The organism is Streptomyces sp. W16 (genome assembly GCF_033194735.1).
Lineage (GTDB): Bacteria > Actinomycetota > Actinomycetes > Streptomycetales > Streptomycetaceae > Streptomyces.
On sequence record NZ_JAWOAI010000078.1, the window covers coordinates 1 to 25,565 of the forward strand.

At 68.4% G+C, this 25,565-nt stretch carries 20 protein-coding genes, 2 tRNA genes and 2 pseudogenes; 4 read left to right on the forward strand and 20 right to left on the reverse strand.

The genetic code is table 11. From position 1 onward, the window contains the following. A pseudogene (locus R6V09_RS13300) lies at positions 1-551 on the forward strand (hypothetical protein); the annotation flags it as partial. Between the two features lie 210 nt (positions 552-761). Here the strand turns inward: R6V09_RS13300 and R6V09_RS54605 are convergent. The 12 genes and pseudogenes from R6V09_RS54605 to R6V09_RS13360 form a co-directional block, all read right to left on the reverse strand. Continuing rightward, a pseudogene (locus tag R6V09_RS54605) lies at positions 762-986 on the reverse strand (MarR family transcriptional regulator); the annotation flags it as partial. Between the two features lie 309 nt (positions 987-1,295). Continuing rightward, positions 1,296-3,269 carry a TIGR03960 family B12-binding radical SAM protein gene (locus R6V09_RS13310; RefSeq protein ID WP_317881605.1) on the reverse strand — a complete coding sequence of 658 codons (1,974 nt, stop codon included), beginning with the start codon at positions 3,267-3,269 and terminating at the stop codon, positions 1,296-1,298. Between the two features lie 79 nt (positions 3,270-3,348). Then, positions 3,349-4,863, reverse strand: a complete 1,515-nt coding sequence (locus tag R6V09_RS13315; protein ID WP_317881606.1) for a CYTH and CHAD domain-containing protein — start codon at positions 4,861-4,863, stop codon at positions 3,349-3,351. An 88-nt stretch (positions 4,864-4,951) separates the two neighbouring features. Next, positions 4,952-6,148 carry a rod shape-determining protein RodA gene (gene rodA / locus R6V09_RS13320; protein ID WP_317881607.1) on the reverse strand — a complete coding sequence of 399 codons (1,197 nt, stop codon included), beginning with the start codon at positions 6,146-6,148 and terminating at the stop codon, positions 4,952-4,954. After that, positions 6,145-8,409: a penicillin-binding protein 2 gene (gene mrdA / locus R6V09_RS13325; RefSeq protein WP_317881608.1), complete on the reverse strand. Its 2,265-nt coding sequence runs from the start codon at positions 8,407-8,409 to the stop codon at positions 6,145-6,147. Before mrdA ends, rodA begins: the two co-directional genes overlap by 4 nt. Positions 8,410-8,501: 92 nt before the next feature. Further along, positions 8,502-9,170, reverse strand: a complete 669-nt coding sequence (gene mreD, locus R6V09_RS13330; protein WP_317881609.1) for a rod shape-determining protein MreD — start codon at positions 9,168-9,170, stop codon at positions 8,502-8,504. A 12-nt stretch (positions 9,171-9,182) separates the two neighbouring features. Next, a complete protein-coding gene (gene mreC, locus R6V09_RS13335) occupies positions 9,183-10,124 on the reverse strand; it encodes a rod shape-determining protein MreC (protein WP_317881610.1) in 942 nt (313 codons plus the stop codon). A 169-nt stretch (positions 10,125-10,293) separates the two neighbouring features. Beyond that, a complete protein-coding gene (locus R6V09_RS13340) occupies positions 10,294-11,313 on the reverse strand; it encodes a rod shape-determining protein (RefSeq protein ID WP_019065566.1) in 1,020 nt (339 codons plus the stop codon). Positions 11,314-11,589: 276 nt separating this feature from the next. Next, entirely contained in the window at positions 11,590-12,003 is a 414-nt protein-coding gene (gene ndk, locus R6V09_RS13345) for a nucleoside-diphosphate kinase (RefSeq protein ID WP_317881611.1), read from the reverse strand. Between the two features lie 125 nt (positions 12,004-12,128). After that, entirely contained in the window at positions 12,129-12,494 is a 366-nt protein-coding gene (locus R6V09_RS13350; protein ID WP_317881612.1) for a DUF4233 domain-containing protein, read from the reverse strand. Between the two features lie 5 nt (positions 12,495-12,499). Then, positions 12,500-13,987, reverse strand: coding sequence for a bifunctional tetrahydrofolate synthase/dihydrofolate synthase (folC, locus tag R6V09_RS13355; protein ID WP_317881613.1), 1,488 nt, complete (start codon positions 13,985-13,987; stop codon positions 12,500-12,502). A gap of 163 nt (positions 13,988-14,150) precedes the next feature. Continuing rightward, complete coding sequence (locus R6V09_RS13360; protein ID WP_317881614.1) at positions 14,151-16,802, reverse strand: valine--tRNA ligase; 2,652 nt, start codon at positions 16,800-16,802, stop codon at positions 14,151-14,153. A gap of 137 nt (positions 16,803-16,939) precedes the next feature. Between R6V09_RS13360 and R6V09_RS13365 the strand changes: the two genes are divergently transcribed. Continuing rightward, positions 16,940-17,911: a hypothetical protein gene (locus R6V09_RS13365; RefSeq protein ID WP_317881615.1), complete on the forward strand. Its 972-nt coding sequence runs from the start codon at positions 16,940-16,942 to the stop codon at positions 17,909-17,911. Positions 17,912-17,994: 83 nt separating this feature from the next. On the opposite strand, the gene clpX is transcribed toward R6V09_RS13365, so the two are convergent. From clpX to R6V09_RS13390, 5 genes are all read right to left on the reverse strand, one after another. Continuing rightward, positions 17,995-19,284: an ATP-dependent Clp protease ATP-binding subunit ClpX gene (clpX, locus tag R6V09_RS13370; protein ID WP_317881616.1), complete on the reverse strand. Its 1,290-nt coding sequence runs from the start codon at positions 19,282-19,284 to the stop codon at positions 17,995-17,997. A gap of 160 nt (positions 19,285-19,444) precedes the next feature. Next, positions 19,445-20,125, reverse strand: coding sequence for an ATP-dependent Clp protease proteolytic subunit (locus R6V09_RS13375; protein WP_317881617.1), 681 nt, complete (start codon positions 20,123-20,125; stop codon positions 19,445-19,447). A 50-nt stretch (positions 20,126-20,175) separates the two neighbouring features. Beyond that, positions 20,176-20,778, reverse strand: coding sequence for an ATP-dependent Clp protease proteolytic subunit (locus tag R6V09_RS13380; RefSeq protein ID WP_043676731.1), 603 nt, complete (start codon positions 20,776-20,778; stop codon positions 20,176-20,178). 341 nt (positions 20,779-21,119) lie between these two features. After that, entirely contained in the window at positions 21,120-22,493 is a 1,374-nt protein-coding gene (gene tig, locus R6V09_RS13385; protein ID WP_317881618.1) for a trigger factor, read from the reverse strand. A gap of 192 nt (positions 22,494-22,685) precedes the next feature. Continuing rightward, positions 22,686-22,762 (reverse strand) — tRNA-Pro (locus R6V09_RS13390). Positions 22,763-22,926: 164 nt separating this feature from the next. On the opposite strand from R6V09_RS13390, the gene R6V09_RS13395 reads away from it, so the two are divergent. Further along, positions 22,927-23,000, forward strand: a tRNA-Gly gene (locus R6V09_RS13395). A gap of 98 nt (positions 23,001-23,098) precedes the next feature. Here R6V09_RS13395 and R6V09_RS13400 read toward each other — a convergent pair. Together R6V09_RS13400 and R6V09_RS13405 are read right to left on the reverse strand one after the other, a co-directional pair. Beyond that, positions 23,099-23,329, reverse strand: a complete 231-nt coding sequence (locus tag R6V09_RS13400; RefSeq protein WP_317881619.1) for a hypothetical protein — start codon at positions 23,327-23,329, stop codon at positions 23,099-23,101. 165 nt (positions 23,330-23,494) lie between these two features. Next, the gene (locus R6V09_RS13405; protein WP_026178055.1) at positions 23,495-23,689 is read right to left on the reverse strand and encodes a hypothetical protein; all 195 of its coding nucleotides are present in this window, start codon (positions 23,687-23,689) and stop codon (positions 23,495-23,497) included. 305 nt (positions 23,690-23,994) lie between these two features. Here R6V09_RS13405 and R6V09_RS13410 point away from each other — a divergent pair, with 305 nt between their 5' ends. Beyond that, on the forward strand, positions 23,995-25,134 hold the full coding sequence (locus tag R6V09_RS13410) for an acyltransferase family protein (protein ID WP_317881620.1): 1,140 nt from the start codon (positions 23,995-23,997) through the stop codon (positions 25,132-25,134). On the opposite strand, the gene R6V09_RS13415 is transcribed toward R6V09_RS13410, so the two are convergent. Next, positions 25,131-25,565: HD domain-containing protein (locus R6V09_RS13415; protein ID WP_317881621.1), on the reverse strand; the 435-nt coding region annotated here is incomplete at its 5' end. The genes R6V09_RS13410 and R6V09_RS13415 overlap by 4 nt on opposite strands.

Consider the following 25,565-nt stretch of genomic DNA (forward strand, 5'->3'; position numbering starts at 1 on the left):
CCGCCGGGCCGAAGGGCGACACGGGCCCCGCCGGGGGGCCGGCCGGACCCACCGGACCCAAGGGCGACACGGGCGCCGTCGGACCTGCCGGACCCGTTGGGCCTATGGGGCCGAAGGGTGACCAAGGACCCGTCGGACCGACGGGTGCCGCCGGACCCTGCTCCGACATCGACGCCCAGCAGGACTCGAACAACTTCGAGCTGCGAGCCGCGCTGACCGGCGGAATCACCTACGCGGGTATCCACGACCTCCGGGGCACCACCCCCCGCAACTTCCTCTGGACCGACCTCAGCACCCACCCCAACTACCCGGCGGGCGGCGCGGCCGGCCTCCCCTGCGGAGTCGCCGTCAACGGGCACAGCGCCAACGCGGGACAGCCCATCAAGTTCGACGTCATGACGACCACGGGCCAGGTCTGGGAGACCACCTGTGTCGAGGTCAACAGCACCAACCCCGCCACGCTGAACTGCAACAACAGCGCGGGCACCCCCAACCCCTGGACCAAGGTGACACTGCAGCCGTCGCCCGGGGTCACCAACGGCGGGGTGTGACAGCCCTCGCACCACACGAGAACAACACGCGAAAAAAGGGTGCCCGGAGGTCAGCCGACAGACCTCCGGCACCCCCGTAAAAAGCCGCCGCTCCGCCGGAGTCAGCGGGCCGAGTACGCGGCGCCGGGCCGCCGCGCCGGGGGGGGCGAGCCAGGAGGCGATCGCGTCGTGCCGTTCGGCGGCGTTGGCCACGATCCGGCGCCGCCGGTCGGTCGGGTCCTCGCGCCGGTCCAGGATGCCCTTCCCCCTCAGGTCCCCGACCATCAGGCTGACCGTGGTGGGCGCCAGTTCCAGACGCGCGGCCAGTTCGCTGACGGTCATGGGCCCGTCGAACAACAGCCAGGACAACAGCGAGAGATGACGGGGCGTCAACGACTGCGACTGCAGACCCTCGGGCAGCGGAACGCGCTTCACCCGCCTCGCCATCCGCGGCATGAGCAACAGCAGTTCACTCACCACCGCGTCCACGTCACCCGCCCCGGCCTCGGCGGAAAGCCGACCGACCGCGCCGCCCCGAACCTGCGCGAGGCGGCCTACCGGCACCCCGCCGTGCCGGACGCGCCGGCGCGGCTCATCTCCGCGATCACCGAAGCGGTTGTCGGCGTGCTCGGTGAGCAGGTCCGCGAGCAGGTGACGGTCGGCCTGTCGGCCACTCCCGAAGGACGTTCCGGCGTCGGCGGGCGGGTCGCCCGACCCCGCCCCGCACCACCGCGCCGATCACCAGGACCGAGCGCCTCGCCGACCTCAGTGCGCGTGCCCGCCACCCGTCCCCGCAGGCTGCTTCACCGTCAGCGGCAGCAGCTTCTTGCCCGTGGGACCGATCTGGATGGACGTGTCCATCTGCGGGCACACCCCGCAGTCGAAGCAAGGCGTCCACCGGCAGTCCTCGACCTCTGTCTCGTCGAGGGAGTCCTGCCAGTCCTCCCAGAGCCAGTCCTTGTCGAGGCCCGAGTCCAGGTGGTCCCAGGGGAGGACCTCCTCGTAGGTCTTCTCTCGGGTCGTGTACCAGTCGACGTCCACACCGAGCGCCGGCAGCGTCTTCTCCGCGCAGCGCATCCAGCGGTCGTAGGAGAAGTGCTCGCGCCAGCCGTCGAAGCGGCCGCCGTCCTCGTAGACCGCACGGATGACCGCGCCGATCCGGCGGTCGCCGCGCGACAGCAGGCCCTCGACGATGCCCGGCTTGCCGTCGTGGTAGCGGAAGCCGATCGAGCGGCCGTACTTCTTGTCGCCGCGGATCTTGTCGCGGAGCTTGGTGAGGCGGGCGTCCGTCTCCTCCGCCGAGAGCTGCGGGGCCCACTGGAAGGGGGTGTGGGGCTTGGGGACGAAGCCGCCGATCGAGACCGTGCAGCGGATGTCGTTCTGGCCGGAGACCTTGCGGCCCTCGGCGATCACCTTCATCGCCATGTCGGCGATCTGGAGGACGTCCTCGTCGGTCTCGGTCGGCAGGCCGCACATGAAGTACAGCTTCACCTGGCGCCAGCCGTTGCCGTACGCCGTCGAGACCGTCCGGATGAGGTCTTCCTCCGACACCATCTTGTTGATGACCTTGCGCAGGCGCTCCGAGCCGCCCTCGGGGGCGAAGGTGAGGCCGGAGCGGCGGCCGTTGCGCGTCAGTTCGTTCGCCAGGTCGACGTTGAAGGCGTCCACGCGGGTGGACGGGAGGGACAGGCCGATCTTGTCCTCCGTGTACCGGTCCGCCAGGCCCTTCGCGATGTCGCCGATCTCCGAGTGGTCCGCCGAGGAGAGCGACAGAAGGCCGACCTCCTCGAAGCCCGTCGCCTTCAGGCCCTTCTCGACCATCTCGCCGATGCCCGTGATGGAGCGTTCACGGACCGGGCGGGTGATCATGCCGGCCTGGCAGAAGCGGCAGCCGCGCGTGCAGCCGCGGAAGATCTCCACCGACATGCGCTCATGGACCGTCTCGGCGAGCGGGACCAGGGGCTGCTTCGGGTACGGCCATTCGTCGAGGTCCATGACCGTGTGCTTCGACACCCGCCACGGGACGCCCGACTTGTTCGGGACCACGCGCGCGATACGGGCGTCCGGCAGATACTCCACGTCGTAGAACGCGGGGATGTAGACCGAGCCCGTCTTCGCCAGACGGAACAGGACCTCCTCGCGCCCGCCGGGGCGGCCCTCAGCCTTCCAGCCTCGGACGATCTTCGTCATGTCGAGTACGGCCTGCTCGCCGTCGCCGATGATCACCGCGTCGACGAAGTCGGCGATCGGCTCGGGGTTGAAGGCCGCGTGGCCGCCCGCCAGCACGATCGGGTGGTCGAGCGTCCGGTCCTTCGACTCCAGCGGGATGCCCGCCAGGTCCAGGGCCGTGAGCATGTTCGTGTAGCCGAGTTCGGTGGAGAAGGAGAGGCCGAAGACGTCGAAGGCGCCGACCGGGCGGTGGCTGTCCACCGTGAACTGCGGGACGCGATGCTCCCGCATCAGCGCCTCCAGGTCCGGCCACACGCTGTAGGTGCGCTCGGCGAGGACGCCCTCCTGCTCGTTCAGGACCTCGTAGAGGATCATGACGCCCTGGTTGGGCAGGCCGACCTCGTACGCGTCCGGGTACATCAGCGCCCAGCGGACATCGCACGACTCCCACGGCTTGACCGTGGAGTTGAGCTCACCGCCGACGTACTGGATCGGCTTCTGCACATGCGGGAGCAGGGCTTCGAGCTGCGGAAAAACGGACTCTGCGGCCGCAGCGGCTTCGGCAGGCATCTCGCGAACCTTCGTGAGCGGTACTGAACGGACGGGTGACCATCCAGACTAACGCGAACCCGAACGTCCCCCGTACGCCTCAGACGGGCACCCCGGACCTGATCTCCTCCCACATGCCCGGCAGCGCCGCCTCCACCCCGGCCGCCCGCTGCTCCTCGCGCCCGTACAGCACCCCGTACGTGAACGAGTTCTCCCCCGCCGCGTGCGCCACCGCGGACAGCTCGCGCAGGGTCTCGCGGACCATGACGCTGTCCTGGTGCTCGCCGAGCAGGCTGGTCAGGGACTTCATGGACTTGGCCAGCCCGCGGGCCGGGACACCGAGCGCGGGGGTCGCCGCCTCCGCCGCGTACCGGGTGCGCTTGGCCTTCTTGCGGGCCTCGTGCAGCGCGAGGTCACGGTCCGCGCCGGGCGGAGCCCCGATCGCCTCCTCGACCAGGGCCGCGACCTTCTCGAAGTCCTTGCGTACGGCCTTGCCGATCACCTTCTCCGGTCGGCCGGCGGCGTCCGGCAGCAGGGGCGGCTCGGCCACCAGCGCGTCCAGGGTGTCGAGCAGGGCGAGATACCGCTTGGAGTCGAGGACGCCGATGAGCCGGCGGCGCGAGCCGCCCCGGCGGGCGTTCGCCCAGGTGCGCATCCGGGTGCGGATCGGGCCGGAGACCAGAGCGCGGGGCAGTTCGGCGAGGACCGTCGTCAGGCGTTCGGTCAGCACCTCGCGGTCCCGGTCCACGCCCAACTCGCTTGCCAGCCACTTCAGTTCCTCGCCGACCGGGTCGGTGACCGTGCGGTCGAGGACCTTGCCGTACGAGCGGAACGTGCTGCGCAGCCGGCGGGTGGCGACCCGCATGCGGTGCACGGAGTCGTAGGCGTCCTGCCGTACGGCGGGGTCGAGTTCGAGGATCGCGTCGCGCTGGGCGCGGACGTAGGCGAGGACGTGGTCACCGGCGGTCTCCGGCTCGGCCGGCGGCGACACGGGCGCCCTGCGCTCCTTCGGCTTCTTCGGAGCGGTCTCCGCCAGCGCCCGCGCCAGCTTCGACGCGGACGACGACGGTCGTACGCCCGCCTTGCGCAACCGTTTCTCCACCTTGTCGAGGAAGGCCGGGTCGCCGTCGTCGGCGAGTTCGACCTCGATCTCGGTCCACTGGGCGGTGCCGCCGCCGTCGCTGAGGCGTTCGGCGTGTACGGCGTCCACGCTGACCTCGGCCAACAGCACGCCGTCCGCGTCCACGAGGTGGCGCAGGTCCCGGTCGGAGCGCAGGCGGACCACGGGCAGCAGTTCGGCGTCGCGGACCCTGGAGCGGACCAGACCGGCGAGGCTGCGCGGCACGGTGTCGGAGAGCGGCTCCTGGATCTCGTCGCGGACTCCGGGCGCGACCGGCACCTTCAGGTGCCAGCCCGCGTCGGAGCCGCCGGTGCGGCGGCGCAGGGTCGTGGAGGCGGCGGCGAGGCGTTCGTCGGCGGTGTCGTAGTAGACGGCGTCCAGCGTCACGACGCCCTTGTCCAGGACGGTCTTCACCCCGGCGACGCCGGTCAGGTCGGGCAGACCGCTCTCGTCGGACTCGTACTTACGCTCGATTTCACGCTTTGTGTCCGCCATGACCTGAATCTAGTTGCCCGCGAGCCGGGATGGCAGAGGGCGTCGGGAATGAACCTCGGGGAAACTCGGGCGAATGCGCAGGTAACGGCTAGGCGGACATCGGTCGCTGCACCCGGATCGACTGCAGCAGACCCACCGCGATCCACACAGCGAACATCGACGTGCCGCCGTACGACACGAAGGGCAGCGGCAGGCCGGTGACCGGCATGATGCCGAGGGTCATGCCGACGTTCTCGAAGGCCTGGAAGGCGAACCAGGCGACGATTCCGGCGGCGACGATCGTGCCGTAGAGCTCGGTCGAGTCGCGGGCGATGCGGCAGGCGCGCCACAGCACCACGCCCAGGAGGACGAGGATCAGGCCCGCGCCGACGAAGCCCAACTCCTCGCCCGCGACCGTGAAGACGAAGTCTGTTTGTTGTTCGGGGACGAACTGGCCTGTCGTCTGGGAGCCGTGGAAGAGGCCGGCGCCGGTGAGGCCGCCGGAGCCGATCGCGATGCGGGCCTGGTTGGTGTTGTAGCCGACGCCGGCCGGGTCGAGGCTCGGGTTGGCGAAGGCTGCGAAGCGGGCGATCTGGTACTCGTCCAGGATGTGCAGCTGCCACACCGCGATCGCGCCGATCGCGCCCGCGCCCAGCAGGCCGAAGATCCAGCGGTTGGACGCACCCGAGGCCAGCAGCACACCGAGCACGATGATGACCATGACCATGACCGACCCGAGGTCGGGCATCAGCATGACGATCATCATCGGGACGGAGGCCAGGCCGAGGGCCTGGAGGACCGTGCGGTGGTCGGGGTAGGGCTTGTCGCCCGCGTCGACCCGCGCGGCCAGCACCATCGCCATGCCCAGGATGATCGTGATCTTCACGAACTCCGAGGGCTGGAGCGAAAAGCCGCCGCCGAGCACGATCCAGGAGTGCGCGCCGTTGACCGTCGAGCCGAGCGGGGTGAGCACCAGCAGGATGCCGAACACCGAGGCGCCGTACAGGAACGGGACGACGACGCGCAGGGTGCGGTGGCCGACCCAGACGACGGCGATCATCAGGGCGATGCCGATGCCGGTGTTCATCAGGTGCCGGATCAGGAAGTAGTACTCGTCGCCCTGGTTGATCTCGGTGCGGTTGCGGGTCGCCGAGAAGACCAGCACCGAGCCGATCAGGGAAAGCCCGACAGCCGACAGCAGTATCGGCCAGTCGAGGCGGCGGGCCAGCGAGTCACGGGCGAAGACCCGCGTCCAGCCGGCCCGCTCGGGCCCGTATCCGGAGACGGAGAAGCTGTTGCCGGTCATGTGAGCATCCTCCGGTTTCCCCTTCTGCGCGGACGCCTGCGGGTGTTGCTGTTGGTGGTGGACGGTGAGGGCGAGATGGCCGGCTGCTGGCCGTCGTCCGCGGCGGTGACGCCCTGCTCGGTCGCCTTCTCCTGCTGCTTCTCCAGCTCCTTGGCCGGGTCGGCGGTGATCTTCGGGGAAGCGATCGTGCCGTCGGCGCGGACCTTCGGGAGGCTCTTCTGCGGGGTGGGCAGCAGCGCCTTCTTCTTGTCGATGGAGCCGTCGGCCTGGACGCCGTACATCGCGTTGTAGATGTTGCGCACGGCCTCACCGGAGGCGCCCGAACCCGTACCGGCCTGGGCGATCGTCATGACGACCGTGTAGTCCTTGGTGTACGTCGCGAACCACGAGGTCGTCTGCTTGCCGTAGACCTCGGCGGTACCCGTCTTGGCGTGCAGCTCGATCTTGTCCTGCGGCCAGCCCTGGAACTTCCAGGCGGCGGTACCGCTGGTGACCACGCCCGCGAGGGCCTTGTCGATGCCCTTGTGCGTGGCCGCGCTGATCGGCAGCTTCGCCTTCACCTGGGGCTTGATCTCCTGGACCGTCTTGCCGTCGGCGCTGACGATCGCCTTGCCGATGGTCGGGACGTACTCGGTGCCGCCGTTGGCGAGGGCGCCGTAGATCATGGCCTCCTGGATCGGCGTGACGAGGGTGTCGCCCTGGCCGATGGAGTAGTTGATCGAGTCGCCCTCACGCATCTTGTTGCCTTCGAGGCAGTTCTCGTAGGCGATCTTCTGGACGTACGTGCCGTCCTTCTTTCCGGTCTTGCACCAGTAGGCCTTGTTGGCCTCGTAGGTCTCCTGCTTCCACTTGCGGTCCGGGATCCGGCCCGTGACCTCGTTGGGGAGATCGACGCCGGTGGTCTTGCCGAGGCCGAACTGGTGGGCCGCCTTGTAGAAGTAGTCCTTCGGCTCACCCTTCTTCGGGTTGATGCCGCCGTCCTTCTTCCACTGGGCGTCGGCGAGACCGTAGAAGACGGTGTCGCAGGAGACCTCCAGCGCGCGGCCCAGCGAGATGGGGCCGAAGTTCTCGCCCTCGAAGTTCTTGAAGACCTGGCCGCCCACCGAGTACGAACTCGTGCAGGGGTAGCCGCCGTCCCACGTGTAGCCGGCCTCGACCGCGGCGGCCGTGGAGACCACCTTGAACGTCGAACCGGGCGCCGACTGACCCTGTATGGCCCGGTTGAGCAGCGGGTAGTCGGAGTTCTTGCCGGTGAGCTGCTTGTAGTCCTTGGCGGAGATGCCGCCGACCCAGACGTTCGGGTCGTACGTCGGCGCGGACGCCATGGCGACGATCCGGCCGGTCTTGGCCTCCATCACGACGACGGCACCGGAGTCGGCCTTGTAGTTCTCGCCGGTGATCTTGTCGAACTGCTGGCGGGCGGCCTTCATCGCCTTGTCGAGCTGGTACTCGGCGACGCGCTGCACACGGGCGTCGATGCTGGTGACGAGGTTCGAACCGGGCTCGGGCGCATCGGACTTGGCCTTGCCGATGACGCGCCCGAGGTTGTCGACCTCGTAGCGGGTGACGCCCGCCTTGCCGCGCAGTTCCTTGTCGTACTGGCGCTCCAGGCCCGAGCGGCCGACCTGGTCGGAGCGCAGATACGGCGAGTCGGAGTCCTTGGCCTGGGTGATCTCGTCGTCGGTGACCGGCGAGAGATAGCCCAGCACCTGGGCCGCGTTGGCGTCGCCGGGGGCCGCGTAACGCCGTACGGCCTCGGGCTCGGCGGTGATGCCGGGGAAGTCCTCGGCGCGCTCGCGGATCTGCAGGGCCTGCTTGGCGGTGGCCTCGTCGGTGATCGGGATCGGCTGGTACGGCGAGCCGTTCCAGCAGGGCTGCGGGGTCTTCGCGTCGCACAGCCGGACCTTCTGGATGACGTCCGCGGGCTTCAGACCCAGCACGCCGGCCAGCTTGGTGAGGACGGCCTTGCCGTCGTCGGCCTGCTTCAGCAGGTCGGTGCGGGAGGCGGAGACCACGAGCCGGGTCTCGTTGTCGGCGAGGGGCACACCGCGCGCGTCCAGTATCGAACCGCGCACCGCGGGCTCGACGACCTGCTGCACATGGTTGCCGGACGCTTCCTTCTGGTACGCGGAGCCCTCACGGATCTGCAGGTACCAGAGGCGCCCGCCGAGGGTGCCGAGGAGGGAGAGGACGAGGATCTGGATGACGACGAGCCTGATCTGAACCCGTGGAGTCCGTCCGGTCTCCGGGATGTTGGTCATTGGTGCTGCCTCCCCCTCTCAGTGCGTGTACACGATGCGTGTATGAGTCATATACGACGGACCTGTGAGTCCGTGGGCCAACTCCCCGGTGGTCAAAGCCTCTTGACCCCCTTGATACGTCCCGCCCGGGCCACCCGCGCGCGAGCCGTCTTCATCCGCAGGCCACCGCGCTGGCCGCCGATCTTCAGGCCGGTGCCGGAGGAGAGCCAACCCGAGGAGATGTCGGCCGACTTGGCGGCGTTGGTCTCGGCAAGGGGGTCGTTGTCGGCGCGGCGGGCCAGCGCCATGACGCCGGGGACGATGAACGGGGCGAGCAGCAGGTCGTACAGGGCGGCCGTGAACAGCAGGCTGGGCAGGCCGACATGGCGGGCGGCGGTGTCGCCGACGAGGGCTCCGACACCGGCGTAGAGGAGGGTGGAGCCGAGGGCGGCGGCGACCACGACGGCCATCGGGCCGGTCGCGGACTTGAGGCGGCCGTTCTCCGGTTTCGCGAGGCCCGCGAGGTAGCCGATGACGCAGAGCACGAGGGCGTAGCGGCCGGCCGCGTGGTCGGCGGGCGGGGCGAGGTCGGCGAGGAGGCCTGCGCCGAAGCCGATGAGGGCGCCCGTGACATGGCCGTAGACCATGGCGAGGCCGAGGACCGTGAGGAGGAGCAGGTCGGGGACGGCGCCCGGGAGGTGGAGGCGGGCGAGGACGCTCACCTGGACCACCATGGCGACGACGACCAGCGGCACGGAGAGCAGGATCCGGTTGACACGCATGAGGAAGGGCTCCTACTGCTGTTGCTGGCCGTCGACCGGCGCGTTCGCGGACGGGGTGACCGTGACGGTCACCGTCGGGATCGGGGTCGGCTTGGGCTTCGCGGGCAGGACCGTGTCGCGCGGGTCCTTCTTGGGTGCCTCGACGACGACGCCGACGATGTCGAGCTTGGTGAAGTTGACGTACGGCGTGACGTAGAGCGTGCGGGTCAGGCCGCCGCCGGAGGGGTCGACGCGGGAGACGACACCGACCGGGACACCGGGCACGAACGGCTTGTCGGCCTGCGAGCCGAAGGTGACGAGCCGGTCGCCCTTCTGCACCTCGGCCTTGCCGTTGAGGAGTTCGACGCGCAGCGGGCCGTCGCCCTCGCCGGAGGCGAAGCCGAGTTCGTCGCTGCCCTCCATGCGGGTGCCGACGGTGAAGTCGGGGTCGTTGGCGAGGAGGACGGTGGAGGCGTCGGGGCCGACAGTCGTGACGCGCCCGACGAGCCCGTCGCCGTTGAGGACGGTCATGTCGCGCTTGATGCCGTCATTGGCGCCGACGTCGATGGTGATCGTCCACGAGAAGCTCTGCGCGGCTCCTATGGCGATGACCTGGGCACCCTTGATGCCGTACTGGCCCTCGCCGGCCACCTTCAGCATCTTGTCCAGCTGGGTCAGGCGGCTGCGGTTGCGGTCGTCGCTGCCGAGCTTCGCCTTGAGAGCCGCGTTCTCCTTCTCCAGGAGCGCGAGCCGGTCGTGCCGCTCACCGGAGTCGCGGACCGCGGAGATCGCGTCGCCGACCGGGTTCACGGCGGACGACACGCCGTTCTCGATCGGGCCGAACACGGTGGCCGCGGCCCGGCGGGCACCCTCGACCGGCGAGTCCTGCCCTCCCCGGATGTCCACCGTGATCAACGCGAACGCGACGGCGATCAGCAGCACCAGGAGCAGCCGGCTCTCTCGTGTGTCCCTCACGTGCGGCGGCCGTGCCTTCCTCATAGAAATGTGCAGAGGTTCAGGTATGCAGGTGTGTACGAGGGCCCGTCAGATGTGAACGAAGGCCTATGACGGAGCCTATGCCTCCGTATCAACGATCCGCCGCACGAGAAGGGATCATCCCGTACGGCGGAATCGAAGCGTTACGTCATCTGCGCGGCTGGGCGTCCAGAACCTGCTGGAGCGCCTCGAACTCCTCGACGCACTTGCCGGAGCCGAGCGCCACGCTGTCCAGCGGGTCCTCGGCGATGTGGATCGGCATTCCGGTCTCCCGGCGCAGCCGCTCGTCGAGACCCTTCAGCAGGGCTCCACCGCCGGTCAGAACGATTCCGCGGTCCATGATGTCGCCGGACAGCTCGGGCGGGCACTTGTCGAGGGTCGTCTTCACCGCGTCGACGATCGCGTTGACGGGCTCTTCGATCGCCTTGCGGACTTCGCCGGCGGAGATGACGACGGTCTTGGGCAGACCGGAGACCAGGTCCCGGCCGCGGATTTCGGTGTGCTGGTCATCGTCGAGGTCGTACGCGGAACCAATCGTGATCTTGATCTGCTCAGCCGTCCGCTCACCGAGAAGGAGCGAGTACTCCTTCTTGATGTGCTGGATGATCGCGTTGTCCAACTCGTCGCCCGCGACGCGGATGGACTGGGCGGTGACGATGCCACCGAGCGAGATGACCGCGACCTCCGTGGTGCCGCCGCCGATGTCCACCACCATGTTGCCCGTGGCCTCGTGGACCGGCAGGCCGGAGCCGATGGCCGCGGCCATGGGCTCCTCGATGATGTGCACCTGGCGGGCGCCGGCCTGGGACGACGCCTCGATGACGGCACGGCGCTCGACGCCCGTGATGCCCGAGGGCACACAGACGACGACACGGGGGCGGGCCAGATAGCGCCGCTTGTGGATCTTCAGGATGAAGTAGCGGAGCATGCGCTCGGTGATCTCGAAGTCGGCGATGACACCGTCCTTCAGCGGACGTACGGCAACGATGTTGCCGGGTGTCCGCCCGATCATCTTCTTGGCTTCGGAGCCGACCGCGAGAATGCCACCGGTGTTGGTGTTGATCGCGACGACGGACGGCTCGTTGAGTACGATCCCGCGACCCCTGACGTACACCAGCGTGTTGGCGGTCCCGAGGTCGACAGCCATGTCACGGCCGATGAACGACATTGAGTTCCCCATCAGGATTCGTCTGGCCTTCCTGGGAGCTTTTGAGGGCTTTTCAGGTCGGCGAAGTTGGTGCAGTGACGTGAAGGCTTCCATCGTAGACGCGCCATCACGAACACTGCGCGAGGGTCTTCGCCATTGTCAGCATGTGAGGCGCCGCCTCGCTTGTGGAGACGGCCCAACGGGGGCACTCGTTCCCCCGATCGGCACGCATATGCCAAGAGACGGCCGGAAAATCGCGGCCGTCCCTGGTCAGGCATGTGGGTTACTGATGGAGATTCAGGAACGCCCCGGGAAGAAGATCTTCACCTCGCGCTCGGCGGACTCCTCCGAGTCCGAGGCGTGGATCAGGTTCTCCTTGACGATGACACCGAAGTCGCCCCGGATGGAGCCCGGCGCGGCGGCGATCGGGTCCGTCGGACCGGCCAGCCCGCGCACACCCTCGATGACCCGCTCGCCCTCGACGATCAGGGCGACGACGGGACCGGAGGCCATGAACTCCACCAGCGGCTCGTAGAAGGGCTTGCCCTTGTGCTCGCCGTAGTGCTGCTCCAGGGTGTCCTGGTCGAGAGTGCGCAGCTCCAGCGCGGTGATCTGCCAGCCGGCCTTGCGCTCGATGCGGCTGATGATCTCGCCGGTCAGGCCACGACGAACGGCGTCGGGCTTGAGCAGGACGAGGGTGCGCTGGGTCACGACGGGACTCCTTCGGATCATGATGGTGCGGGTCGGCTCACAGTCGTGTCACGGTCGTCTCACGACAAGGCCGAGGCTACAGGGCGTGTCCATGCGCCCATTACGCAGCGTCAGGTGTAGTGGAGTCACGCCGCGCCGGGAGTGGCGGAGTCGGCCTGTGCGGCTTGTGCCGCGAACCTCGCCTTCGCCTCGTCGATCTTCCGGCCGTAGTGCACCGACGCCCACCACAGGGCCGCGAAGATCGCCCCGAGGAAGAACATCGACGGCACCACGAAGCCCGCCGCGATCAGCGCGATCTGCAGCGCCCAGCCGAGCACGATGCCGGCCCGCCGGGTCACCACACCGCACAGCGCGACCGACAGGAACATCGCGATCCCGCACACCGTCCACACGGTGGAGGTGGCCAGGTCCGGGTCCTTCATGGCCACGAGCCCGGCGAAGCCGATCACGAAGAACTCGCCGATCAGGGTCGAGGAACAGAGCGTACGCACGAAAGTCAGCCCCTCCCGAGGAGCAGTCGGGCCTCACCGACGGTGATGACGGAACCGGTGACGAGCACACCGCCGCCCGCGAACTCGCCGTCCTCCTCGGCCAGCGTGATCGCGGCCTCCAGCGCGTCCGGCAACCGCGGCTCGACCTGCACCCGCTCGTCGCCGAACACCTCGACGGCGATCGCGGCCAGCTCGTCCACGTCCATCGCGCGATGACTGGAGTTCTGCGTGACGACGACCTCGGCGAACATCGGCTCGAAGGCTTCGAGCAGCCCGCGCACATTCTTGTCGCCGCTCGCGCCCACGACTCCGATCAGCCGGCTGAAGTCGAAGGCCTCGGCCACCGCTTCGGCGGTTGCACGGGCGCCCGCGGGGTTGTGCGCCGCGTCGAGCACAACGGTCGGCGACCGCCGCACCACCTCCAGCCGCCCCGGCGAGGTGACGGACGCGAACGCCTTGCGGACCGTGTCGATCGCGAGCGGATCGGGCCGCTGGGCACCGACACCGAAGAACGCTTCTACGGCGGCGAGGGCGACGGCCGCGTTGTGCGCCTGGTACGGGCCGTGGAGCGGGAGGTAGATCTCCTCGTACTCGCCACCGAGGCCGCGCAGGTTGATGAGCTGTCCGCCGACGGCGACGCTCCGAGACACGACACCGAACTCCAGACCCTCACGGGCCACGGTCGCGTCCACCTCGACGGCCTTCTTCAGCAGCACCTGCGCCGCGTCCACCGGCTGCTGCGCCAGGATCACGGTCGCGTCCTGCTTGACGATGCCGGCCTTCTCGGTCGCGATCTCACCGGTCGTCTCGCCGAGCCGGTCGGTGTGGTCGAGATCGATCGGGGTGACTACGGCGACGTCCGCGTCGATGACGTTGGTGGCGTCCCAGCTGCCGCCCATCCCCACCTCCACGACGGCCACGTCGACGGGCGCGTCCGCGAACGCGGCATACGCCATCCCCGTCAGCACCTCGAAGAACGACAGCCGGAACTCCTGCTGCGCGTCGACCATCTCGATGTACGGCTTGATGTCCTCGTACGTCTCGATGAACCGCTCGGCGGAGATCGGGGCGCCGTCGAGACTGATGCGCTCGGTGATCGACTGGACGTGCGGGGAGGTGTAGCGGCCGGTCCGCAGTTCGAAGGCGCCGAGCAGCGCCTCGATCATGCGGGCCGTGGAGGTCTTGCCGTTCGTGCCGGTGATGTGGATCGAGGGGTACGACCGCTGCGGGTCGCCCAGGACGTCCATCAGCGCGGCGATACGGCTGACCGAGGGCTCCAGCTTGGTCTCGCCCCAGCGGGTGGCCAGGTCCGCCTCGACCTCGCGGAGGGCGGCGTCCACCTGGGGGTCTTCCGGGCGACCGGGTACGTCGGCCTGAGGGGCGCCGGTGCCCTGGGTGCGGAGGGTTCGGCTGCCGGCCTCGATGACCGCGAGGTCGGGGTCGCGGTCTGTCTCGGCCTCGATGATCTCGTCGAACGGGTCGCTGTCAGTCACGTGGGTCAGTCTACGGAGGTCGGGTCGTGTTTCGTCTGCGGGCCCGGTGGGGGCTGGTCGCGCCCACGCGGCGGAGCCGCATATCGATACAGCCCCGCGCCCCTAGGTGAGCAAGGGCCCCGGCGTTGAAAAGCACCGGGGCCCTTGCCTGCGTACAAGCTGCCTACGCCTCCGGCAAGCCGTCCAGCTGGCTCTTGATTCGCTCGATGTCCTCGTCGGCCTTCGTGAGGCGGCCTCGGATCTTGTCGACCACGTTGTCCGGGGCCTTGGCCAGGAACGCCTCGTTGCCGAGCTTGGCCGTCGCCTGGGCCTTCTCCTTCTCGGCCGCCGCGAGGTCCTTCGCCAGGCGCTTGCGCTCCGCCGCGACGTCGATCGTGCCGGAGAGGTCGAGGGCGACCGTGGCGCCGCCGACCGGGAGGGTGGCCGTCGCCGCGAAGGCTTCGCCCTCCGGCTGGAGGCGGAGGAGCTGACGGATGGCGGCCTCGTGGGGCGCCAGTGCCGTGCCGTCCAGCGTGAGGCGGGCCGGGACGCGCTGGCCGGGCTGGAGGCCCTGGTCGGCGCGGAAACGGCGGACCTCGGTGATGACCTGCTGGAGGGTCTCGATCTCCTTCTCGGCCGCCTCGTCCCGGAAGCCACCCGGGGCGTCAGCCCCAGGAACCAGCACAGTCTTCGGCCAGTCCGCGATGACGATCGACTCGCCGCCCGTCAGCGTCGTCCAGAGCGTCTCCGTGACGAACGGGACGATCGGGTGCAGCAACTTCAGGGTGACGTCGAGGACTTCGCCCAGGACGCGGCCGGAGACCTTCGCGGGCTCGCCGCCCGCCATGAACGTGGTCTTCGACAACTCGACGTACCAGTCGAAGACTTCGTCCCACGCGAAGTGGTAGAGGGCGTCGGAGAGCTTGGCGAACTGGAAGTCGTCGTAGAGCGCGTCGACTTGGGACACCGTCTTGTTCAGACGGGAGAGGATCCAGCGGTCCGTGGCCGAGAGCTGCTCGGCGGGCGGCAGGTCGCCCTCGATCGTCGCGCCGTTCATCAGCGCGAAGCGCGTGGCGTTCCAGATCTTGTTGGCGAAGTTCCGGGACGCCTGGACCCAGTCCTCACCGATCGGCACGTCCGTACCGGGGTTGGCGCCACGGGCCAGGGTGAAGCGGACGGCGTCGGAGCCGTACGCGTTCATCCAGTCCAGGGGATCGACCGCGGTGCCCGAGGACTTGGACATCTTCTTGCCGAACTGGTCGCGGACCAGGCCGGTCAGCGCGATGGTCTTGAAGGGGACTTCACCGTCCATCGCGTACAGGCCGAACATCATCATCCGGGCGACCCAGAAGAAGATGATGTCGTGGCCGGTGAGCAGGACGTCGGTCGGATAGAACTTCTTGAGATCCGGGGTCTGTTCGGGCCAGCCGAGGGTCGAGAAGGGCCACAGGCCGGAGGAGAACCAGGTGTCCAGGACGTCGGAGTCCTGGGTCCAGCCCTCGCCGGTGGGCGGCTCGTCGTCGGGGCCGACGCAGACGACCTCGCCGTCGGGGCCGTACCAGACGGGGATGCGGTGGCCCCACCACAACTGCCTTGAAATACACCAGTCGTGGAGGTTGTCGACCCAGTCGAAGTAGCGCTTCTCCATCTCCTGGGGGTGGATCTTGACGCGGCCGTCACGGACCGCGTCGCCGGCCGCCTTCGCGAGCGGGGCGACCTTGACCCACCACTGCATGGAAAGCCGCGGCTCGATGGTCGTCTTGCAGCGCGAGCAGTGGCCGACGGAGTGGACGTACGGCCGCTTCTCGGCGACGATCCGGCCCTCGGCGCGCAGCGCGGCGACAATGGCGGAGCGGGCCTCGAAACGGTCCAGGCCCTCGAAGGGGCCGTGGACGGTGATGACACCGCGCTCGTCCATGACGGTCAGCGACTCCAGGTCGTGCCGCTGGCCGATGGCGAAGTCGTTCGGGTCGTGGGCCGGGGTCACCTTGACGGCGCCGGTGCCGAACTCGGGGTCGACGTGGGTGTCGGCGACGACCGGGATGGTGCGGTCGGTGAGCGGCAGCTTGATGCGGCGGCCGACGAGGTGCTTGTAGCGCTCGTCGTCGGGGTGGACGGCGACGGCGGTGTCGCCGAGCATCGTCTCGGCGCGGGTGGTGGCGACGACGATGGTGTCGTCCCCCTCGCCGTACTTCATGGAGACGAGCTCGCCGTCGTCGTCCTGGTACTCGACCTCGATGTCCGAGATCGCGGTGAGGCAGCGCGGGCACCAGTTGATGATGCGCTCGGCGCGGTAGATCAACTCGTCGTCGTAGAGCCGCTTGAAGATGGTCTGGACGGCCTGGGAGAGGCCCTCGTCCATGGTGAAGCGCTCGCGGGTCCAGTCGACGCCGTCGCCGAGGCGGCGCATCTGGCCGAGGATCTTGCCGCCGTACTCGTCCTTCCACTGCCAGACGCGCTCGACGAACGCCTCCCGGCCGAGGTCGTGGCGGGACTTGCCCTCCTTGCCGAGCTCGCGCTCGACGACGTTCTGCGTGGCGATGCCCGCGTGGTCCATGCCCGGCAGCCACAGCGACTCGAAGCCCTGCATGCGCTTGCGGCGGGTCAGGGCGTCCATCAGCGTGTGCTGGAAGGCGTGCCCGAGGTGCAGGCTGCCCGTGACGTTCGGCGGCGGGATGACGATCGTGTACGGCGGCTTCTCGCTCTTCGCGTCCGCCTCGAAGTAACCCCGCTCGACCCAGCGCTCGTACAGCGGCCCCTCTACGTCGGCCGGCGCGTACTGGGTCGGCAGTTCGGAGTCGGGCGCTGGTGGCTGCTGCTGAGCGTTCTCGGTCACGGAGCCAGTTTAGGGGTGTCGCGGGGGTGTCCCGAAACGCGTTTGTTCTGTAACGGTGCGGCCCCCGATGCCATGCGTTCCCTGTGGCTCCGCCAGGATGTGTCAGGAACACATAAGCATCTGGAGGGGAACCCAGAATGAGCTACAACCAGCCGGGCCCGTACGGCGGGCAGCCTCAGCAGCCCGGGCCGTACGGTCAGCCGGGTCCCTACGGCCCGCCTCCCCAGCAGGCGCCGCAGGGCGCCCCTCAGCCCGGCTACGGCTACCCCCAGGCCCCGCCCGCCCAGCCCGGCTACGGCTACCCGCAGCAGCCCCCGCAGGGCGTCCCGCCGCAGCCGAACGCCTACGGCCAGCAGCCCTACGGTCAGCAACCGCCTTACGGCCAGCCCCCGTACGGCGTTCCGCAGCCCCCGGCGCCGGGTGGCGGGAAGAAGAAGACGGGCCTGATCATCGGCGCGGTGGCGGTCGTGGCCGCCGTCGCGGTCGGCGCCTACTTCGTGATCGGCGGCGGAGGCGGCAGCGGCGGTGTGGCGGACGACGGGGCGCACAAGCTGACGACTCCGGCGACGGTCATCGACGGGACGTACAAGAAGTCCGGCAGCGCCGGCTCCGAGGACTCGCTGACCAAGGACGACAAGGCCGACTTCGAGAAGTGGGGCGTGAAGAACCCCGTGGAGGTCAGCGCCGGTTACGAGAACGGCTCGGGCCTGTCCCAGAAGAGCCTTTCCTTCGACGGTGTGTACGGCTCGATCGACGACCCCGAGGCCGTCGTGGACGCCATGTTCGCCAAGGTGAAGTCGGAGTCCGAGACGGACAAGACCACCGAGGGCAAGATGATCGGCAGCCCGGAGAAGGTCACTCCCGCGGGCTTCTCCAACGGCGTCATGAAGTGCCAGGTCGCCGAGATCACGAACACCGACGCGTCGAGCACCGGCGCCGGTGCCGCGAAGACCATCAAGATGCCGATGTGCATCTGGGGCGACCACAGCACCGTCGCCGTCGTCAGCGCCTTCGGGATCGCCGAACTCGCCGCGGGCAATGGCGGCACCGTCGAGAGCACGGCTTCCATGGCAGCGAAGCTCCGCAACGACGTCCGGGTCAAGGCCTGATGGCGTAGCACCGGCTCAACTGCGAGGGGGCCCCGGTCAGTTGGACTGACCGGGGCCCCCTCGCGATTGCGGGACTGTTGTCGCTACGCCGTCTTCTGCTCGCCCGGGCCCCGCCCGTTGCGCGCGTCCCGGGGGATCAGCGTCGGGTTGACGTTCGAGAGGACGACGTCCGCCGTGATGACGACGCGGGCCACGTCCTTGCGGGACGGGACCTCGTACATGACGCCCTGGAGGACTTCCTCCATGATGGCGCGCAGGCCGCGGGCGCCGGTCTGGCGGAGGATGGCCTGGTCGGCGATGGCTTCGAGGGCCTCGCGCTCGAAGTCCAGCTCCACGCCGTCGAGTTCGAAGAGACGCTCGTACTGCTTGACGAGCGCGTTGCGCGGCTCGATCAGGATCTGGAGCAGGGCCTCGCGGTCCAGGTTGTGGACCGAGGTGATGACGGGGAGGCGGCCGATGAACTCGGGGATCATGCCGAACTTCACCAGGTCCTCGGGCATGACGTCCTCGAACTGGTCCTTGGCCTGGAGCTCCCGCTTCGAGCGGATCGTCGCGCCGAAGCCGATGCCCTTGGCGCCGGCCCTGGACTCGATGAGCTTCTCCAGGCCCGAGAAGGCGCCGCCCACGATGAACAGGACGTTCGTCGTGTCGATCTGGATGAACTCCTGGTGGGGGTGTTTACGGCCGCCCTGCGGCGGGACGGAGGCCGTGGTGCCCTCCAGGATCTTCAACAGGGCCTGCTGGACGCCCTCGCCGGACACGTCACGGGTGATCGACGGGTTCTCGCTCTTGCGAGCCACCTTGTCGATCTCATCGATGTAGATGATGCCCGTCTCGGCCTTCTTGACGTCGTAGTCGGCGGCCTGGATGAGCTTCAGCAGGATGTTCTCGACGTCCTCGCCGACGTAGCCCGCCTCCGTGAGCGCGGTCGCGTCGGCGATCGCGAACGGGACGTTCAGCATGCGCGCCAGCGTCTGCGCGAGGAGGGTCTTGCCCGAGCCCGTGGGGCCGAGCAGCAGGATGTTGGACTTCGCCAACTCGATGGCGTCCTCGCGGCTTTGGCCGCCGCCGTTCTCACCGGCCTGGACGCGCTTGTAGTGGTTGTACACCGCGACCGAGAGGGCCTTCTTCGCCGACTCCTGGCCGACTACGTAGCCCTCCAGGAACTCGTAGATCTCGCGGGGCTTGGGGAGTTCCTCCCAGCGCACCTCGCTCGTCTCCGCGAGTTCTTCCTCGATGATCTCGTTGCAGAGGTCGATGCACTCGTCGCAGATGTACACACCGGGCCCTGCGATGAGCTTCTTGACCTGCTTCTGGCTCTTGCCGCAGAACGAGCACTTGAGCAGATCGCCGCCGTCACCGATGCGTGCCACGGTGTGCTTCCCCTTCGCCTGGGAGACGCCTAGGTCCAGCGGCTCCTGGTGCTGCCTTATGTCCGACGGTACCTTGCCGGGCCCCCCGTTCGGGCCCCCCTTGGCACGGTTCACTTCCACGTGGACCGTGCCAAGGGGTGGTGGACGATACAGGTCCGGGTCAGCGGACGTCGGCGTTGTTCATCTTCCGGGTGGAGATGATCTGGTCGATCAGGCCGTACGACAGGGCGTCCTCGGCCGTGAGGATCTTGTCGCGCTCGATGTCCTCGCGGATCTTGTCCAGCGGGGTGGTCGAGTGCTTGGCCAGCATGTCCTCCAGCTGGGCACGCATGCGGAGGATCTCGTTGGCCGCGATCTCCAGGTCGGAGACCTGGCCCCGGCCCGTCTCGCTGTAAGGCTGGTGGATCAGCACACGGGCGTTCGGAAGTGCCATGCGCTTGCCGGGAGTGCCGGCGGCCAGCAGGACGGCGGCGGCGGACGCGGCCTGGCCCATGCAGACCGTCTGGACGTCCGGCTTCACGAACTGCATGGTGTCGTAGATCGCAGTCAGGGCCGTGAAGGAGCCGCCCGGGCTGTTGATGTAGATCGAGATGTCACGGTCGGGGTCCATCGACTCCAGGCACAGCAGCTGCGCCATGACGTCGTTGGCGGACGCGTCGTCGATCTGGACACCGAGGAAGATCACGCGCTCCTCGAAGAGCTTCGCGTACGGGTCGTACTCGCGCACGCCCTGCGAGGTGCGCTCCACGAAGCGCGGGATCACATAACGGGACTCGGCGGCGGGGGCCGTGTATTCGGCGCGTGCGTGGTCGTACAGGCCGTTGCCGGGGAAGTTGTTCACTGTCTCTCTCCTGGGGGCTGTGGCGGTCGGCTGGGGGCTGTCCTGGGGCCTCAGGCCCCGGTGCCGCCGCCGCCCGGCATACCGGCGGCCGTGGGAATGACGTCGTCGATGAGGCCGTACTCCTTGGCCTCGTCGGCGTCGAACCAGCGGTCGCGGTCAGAGTCGCGAGTGATCTGCTCGATGGTCTGGCCGGTGTGGAAGGACGTCAGCTCGGCCATGCGCTTCTTGGTGTGCAGCAGCCGCTCCGCGTGGATCTTGATGTCGGAGGCCGAACCGGCCAGGCCGGCGGAGGGCTGGTGGATCAGGATCTCGGCGTTCGGGAGGGCGAAGCGCTTGCCCGGGGTGCCCGCGCTGAGCAGGAACTGACCCATGGAGGCGGCGAGGCCCATGGCGATGGTCACCACGTCGTTCTTGATGAACTGCATGGTGTCGTAGATCGCCATGCCGGCCGTGATCGAGCCGCCGGGGCTGTTGATGTAGAGGTAGATGTCCTTGTCGGGGTCAGCGGCAAGGAGCAGGAGCTGTGCGGTGATCTTGTTCGCGATGTCGTCGTCGACCGCCTGGCCGAGGAAGATGATCCGCTCACCGAGCAGTCGGTTGTAGACCTGGTCGCCGAGGCCACCGAAAGAGGGCTCGCCGGCGGCTGTAGGCATCAGATTCGTCACGTATCCACCTGCTCGTCTTTACGACGGCGCCGGGCCGTCTCACGTGTACTGCCGGGGGCAACGGGGACTCCCCTGCCCTCGTACTCATGGACCCTAACGCGCGGGTCCCTTCGGGGAATCCCGCAAAGGGAACTGTTCGCTGTCAGCGCATGCGCTGCGCTGGCCTGAGCGGTCTCCCTGCGTGGTGGTGGGTTCAGCTTGTGGCGGGGCTGCGGGTCGGTGGGGGCTGAGCGCGCAGTTCCCCGCGCCCCTTCGGGCGCGCTCCAGTGGGCGGTATGACAAAGGGCCCCGGGGCTTGATGCAAACCCCAGGGCCCCTCGTACGGCTGCTTACGCCTCGGTGGGCTCCTCGACGGCGGCCTCGACGGTCTCCGTGGCCGTCTCGGTCTCGTCCTCGTCGTCCAGGTCGACGACCTCGCCGTTGGTGTCCTTGACCGTGGCCGCCTCTACGACGACCGCCAGGGCCTTGCCGCGGGCCACCTCGCCGACCAGGAGCGGAACCTGGCCGCCCTCGACGACCGCCTGGGCGAACTGGTCGGGGGACATGCCGGAAGAAGCCGCGCGACGCATGAGGTGCTCGGTGAGCTCCTCCTGGTTGACGTTCAGCTTCTCCTTGTTGACGAGCTCGTCGAGGACGAACTGCGTCTTGATGCCCTTGACCGCGGCTTCCTTGGTCTCGGCGTCGAACTCCTCGGCCGTCTTGCCCTGGATCTCCAGGTACTTCTCCAGGTCGAGGCCCATCTGGCCGAGCTGGTGGTGCTCCAGGTTGTGCTTGCGGGTGTTGATCTCGTCCTCAAGGAGCTTCTCGGGGACGGGCACCTCGACGAGCTCCAGCAGCTTGTCCAGGACGCGCTCCTGGGCCTGCGTGGCCTGGTCGTACTGCTTCATGTTCTCAAGGCGCTTGCGGCTGTCGGCGCGCAGCTCCTCCAGAGTGTCGAACTCGGAGGCGAGCTGTGCGAACTCGTCGTCCAGCGCGGGCAGTTCGCGGGCGGCGACCTGGCTCACCTTGACGGTGACCTGGGCCTCCTGGCCGGCCGCGGAGCCGCCCTTGAGCTCGGAGGCGAAGGTGGCCTCGCCACCGGCCTCCAGGCCCGTCACGGCCTCGTCGATGCCTTCGAGGAGCTCGCCGGAACCGATGGTGTAGGAGACGCCCTCGGCGACACCGTCCTCCAGGACCTCGCCGTCGACCTTGGCCTCCAGGTCGAGGGTGACGACGTCACCGTCCACGGCGGCGCGCTCGACCGGGGAGGTCGAGGCAAAGCGCTCGCGGAGCTGCTCGACGGACTTGTCGATGTCCTCTTCGCTGACCTCTACGGCGTCGACCTCGACCTCGATGCCCGAGTAGTCCGGGATCTCGATGGTCGGGCGGATGTCGACCTCGGCGGTGAAGTTCAGCGTCTCGCCGTCCTTCAGCTCCGTGATGTCGACCTCGGGCTGGCCGAGCGGGTTGAGCTCCGCCTCGTTGACCGCCTCGGTGTAGAACTTCGGGAGCGCGTCGTTGACCGCCTCCTCCAGCACCGCACCGCGACCGAACCGCTGGTCGATGACGCGCGCCGGGATCTTGCCCTTCCGGAAGCCCTTCACCGTGACCTGCTGGTTGATCTTCTTGTACGCCGCGTCGAGGCTGTCCTTGAGCTCCTCGAAGGGCACCTCGATGCTGAGCCGAACCCGGGTCGGGTTCAGGGTCTCCACGGCGCTCTTCACGGTTCGGTCTCCTTGGGGGCTGACTTCTTGGGTTGCGGACCCAGACAGGTCCGGCGGTTTCTGGTCGCCCGGAGGACTTCAGAGTGTGAGACACACGGGCGCGCAGCTTGCATAGTAGCCGCAGCGGCTGGACGCCCCAAAAGGCGATCTCGCGAGGTACTCGTGTGGTACCGGTCCCGGAGGTCCGGCAGGTGGTCGGGGTGGCGGGATTTGAACCCACGGCCTTCCGCTCCCAAAGCGGACGCGCTACCAAGCTGCGCCACACCCCGTCTGGTGCGACACGTAGGGTACATGCCCGCAGGCAGTGGAGCCGCCGCATTTCACGAGCGCCGGGGCGCCGGAAGGGGCATGGGGAATGCGGTGTGCGCCGAGGGCACCCGAACCGCTACGATGCTTTCTGTACCGCGGTCGTCTGACCTGCGGCGCGTCACGTGCGGGCGTAGCTCAATGGTAGAGCACTAGTCTTCCAAACTAGCTACGCGGGTTCGATTCCCGTCGCCCGCTCCAAATGACTTAGGGCCAGGTCAGAGGATCACTCCTCCGCCTGGCCCTGATCGTTTCCAGGGCCCCGATCAGCCTGCCGCGTCCCCCGTACGCCCAGTGGGCTAGCGGGAGTCACGATCTCGCAGGGCGCTGATGCCGCCACTGGCATCGCTGAAATGCTCGTACCCATGAGCCTGTGAGCGCGCGTCACGAAAGTCCCTCGTGGCCGCCGCCTCGATTCGCCGCGCTTCCGGACCGGCGGCCATCCGGCGCCGATCGCGGCGCACCAGCACGGTCACCGCGGCCGCCACGACGGACACGAGCGCCAGCGCAGTAATCGCCAGGTAAACCATCGCCACCCCGTACTTGCCTCGGACTACGTCCCGGCACGGACTACCGGAGACCATCCCGACGACCGTACCCAGCCGGCCGTCCCCGCGGCCCGGGTGCTCCCCGGCAGCAATCACTCGGTGAACTCTGCCGTCCTCCGGCAAACTCCTTGGTGAATCGGCCCGCCATCAGAAGCTGATCGAGTTGATCGTCTCCGCTATCGAGTTCAGGAACCGGTTGATGGACGGTGCCATGCCGGTCGAGGCGAGGAAGAAGCCGAAGAGGATGGCGACTATGGCTGGGCCCGCCTTGATCGATCCCCCTCGGATCAACACCACCAGGATGATCGCCAACAGCAGCACCACAGACAGTGAAATGGCCACAACTGATCACACCCTCGGTCGGTCCGCTCTCCCGGCCCGGGGACGCCACCGCGCGCACCCCCGCCAGAACCATCGTGCCACCAACCCGGCCCACCTATGCGGCAGGTGACGCATCGTTGGTCGCAAAGGTTCGGAAGAGAAACGTTCGCAAGGAGTTCGAATTATTGGCGGCAGCACACGAACAGGCGTTCTCGGCATGGTGTTTTGCGGTTTTTGATCGGGATGAATCATGACATCCCAGAAACTTTTCGGACGCGCGTCCGATGGTTTCACCGATTCCCACAGGCAACGCTAGGGTGCCTCAGATGTTCCACGCTGCCACGCCCTCCGGCCAGAACGAACAGAGCAAAAAGAACGAACAGAACGAACAACCCAGACACCGCGACGCGTTCTTCGACAACGCGAAGTACCTGGCGATCCTGCTGGTCGCCATCGGGCACTCCTGGGAGCCCCTCAAGGGCGACAACAGAGTGCTTCAGGGCCTGTACATGGTCGTGTACAGCTTCCACATGCCGGCCTTCATCATCATCTCCGGCTACTTCTCCCGGAGTTTCGACCTCCGCCCCGACCGCCTGAAGCGGCTCATCACCGGTGTCGCGGTGCCGTACATCGTCTTCGAGATCGCCTACTCGCTCTTCAGCCGGTACGCCAACGACGACCCGCACCAGAAGATCACCCTCCTCGACCCGCTGTATCTCACCTGGTTCCTCTGCGCGTTGTTCATCTGGCGGCTGACCACCCCGATCTGGAAACTGGTCCGGCACCCGCTGCCGTTCGCGCTCGGCATCGCCATGCTCGCCTCCTGCACCCCGGACATGACCGACGACTTCGATCTGCAGCGGCTGGCGCAGTTCCTGCCGTACTTCGTGCTCGGCCTGGTCCTCAGGCCCGAGCACTTCCGGCTGGTGCGCCGCCGTGCGGTACGCGTGCTGTCGGTGCCGGTGTTCATGGGTGCCGTGCTGTTCGGCTGGTGGGCGGTGCCGCGGATGAACGCCGGCTGGTTCTACCACCACGACTCCGCGCAGGAGTTCGGGGCGCCCTGGTGGGCGGGGCCGGTGATGATGCTTCTGATGTTCGCCTGCTCGCTGCTGCTGACGGCCGGCTTCTACTCCTGGGTGCCGAGCCGGAAGACCTGGTTCACGACGCTCGGCGCGGGCACGCTGTACGGCTATCTGCTGCACGGCTTCCTGATCAAGGGCGCCGGTTACGCGGGCCTGTTCGCCCACACCTGGCTGCACCGGCCGTACGGCGTGCTCCTCGTGAGCGTCCTCGCGGCCACCGCCGTCACCCTGCTGTGCACCCCGCCCGTACGGCGGGTGTTCCGCTTCGCGATCGAGCCGGGCATGGAGTGGGCGTTCCGCCGCGACGCGGCCGAACTGGCCCGCGACCGCGAGCAGTTGGAGCAACAGGGGAAGCCGGCCGTACGCGAGACGGTCAACGCCTAGTCGGGAACGCCGAGACCGAGGAGCGCGCGCATCCGTGCGTACTTCTCGGTCAGTCGTGTGCGGGTCGGTTCGTCGAGGACGGCGAGGCGGGCCGGGTCCGCGTTGTGTGCCAGGTCCGCTTCCTTGACGAGGAGCGCGCCGGGGGTCGCGAGCACGCGCCCGGCGTACGCCTCCGGGGTCTCCCCCGCCCGCTTGGTGACCGCCAGCACGATGTCCTTCGTACGGCGGCTCAGCGCGGCCTCGCGCAGCCACTGCTCGGTGAGCGCGTCGTCCTCCACGGAGTCGTGCAGCCAGGCCGCCGCGATCTGTTCCGCGTCCCCGCCCCGAGCGCGCACGCCCTCCGCGACGGCCCGCAGATGTTCGGCGTAGGGCCGGCCCGCCTTGTCGGTCTGCCCCTCGTGCGCGGCCCGGGCGATGGCCTCCACCTCGGC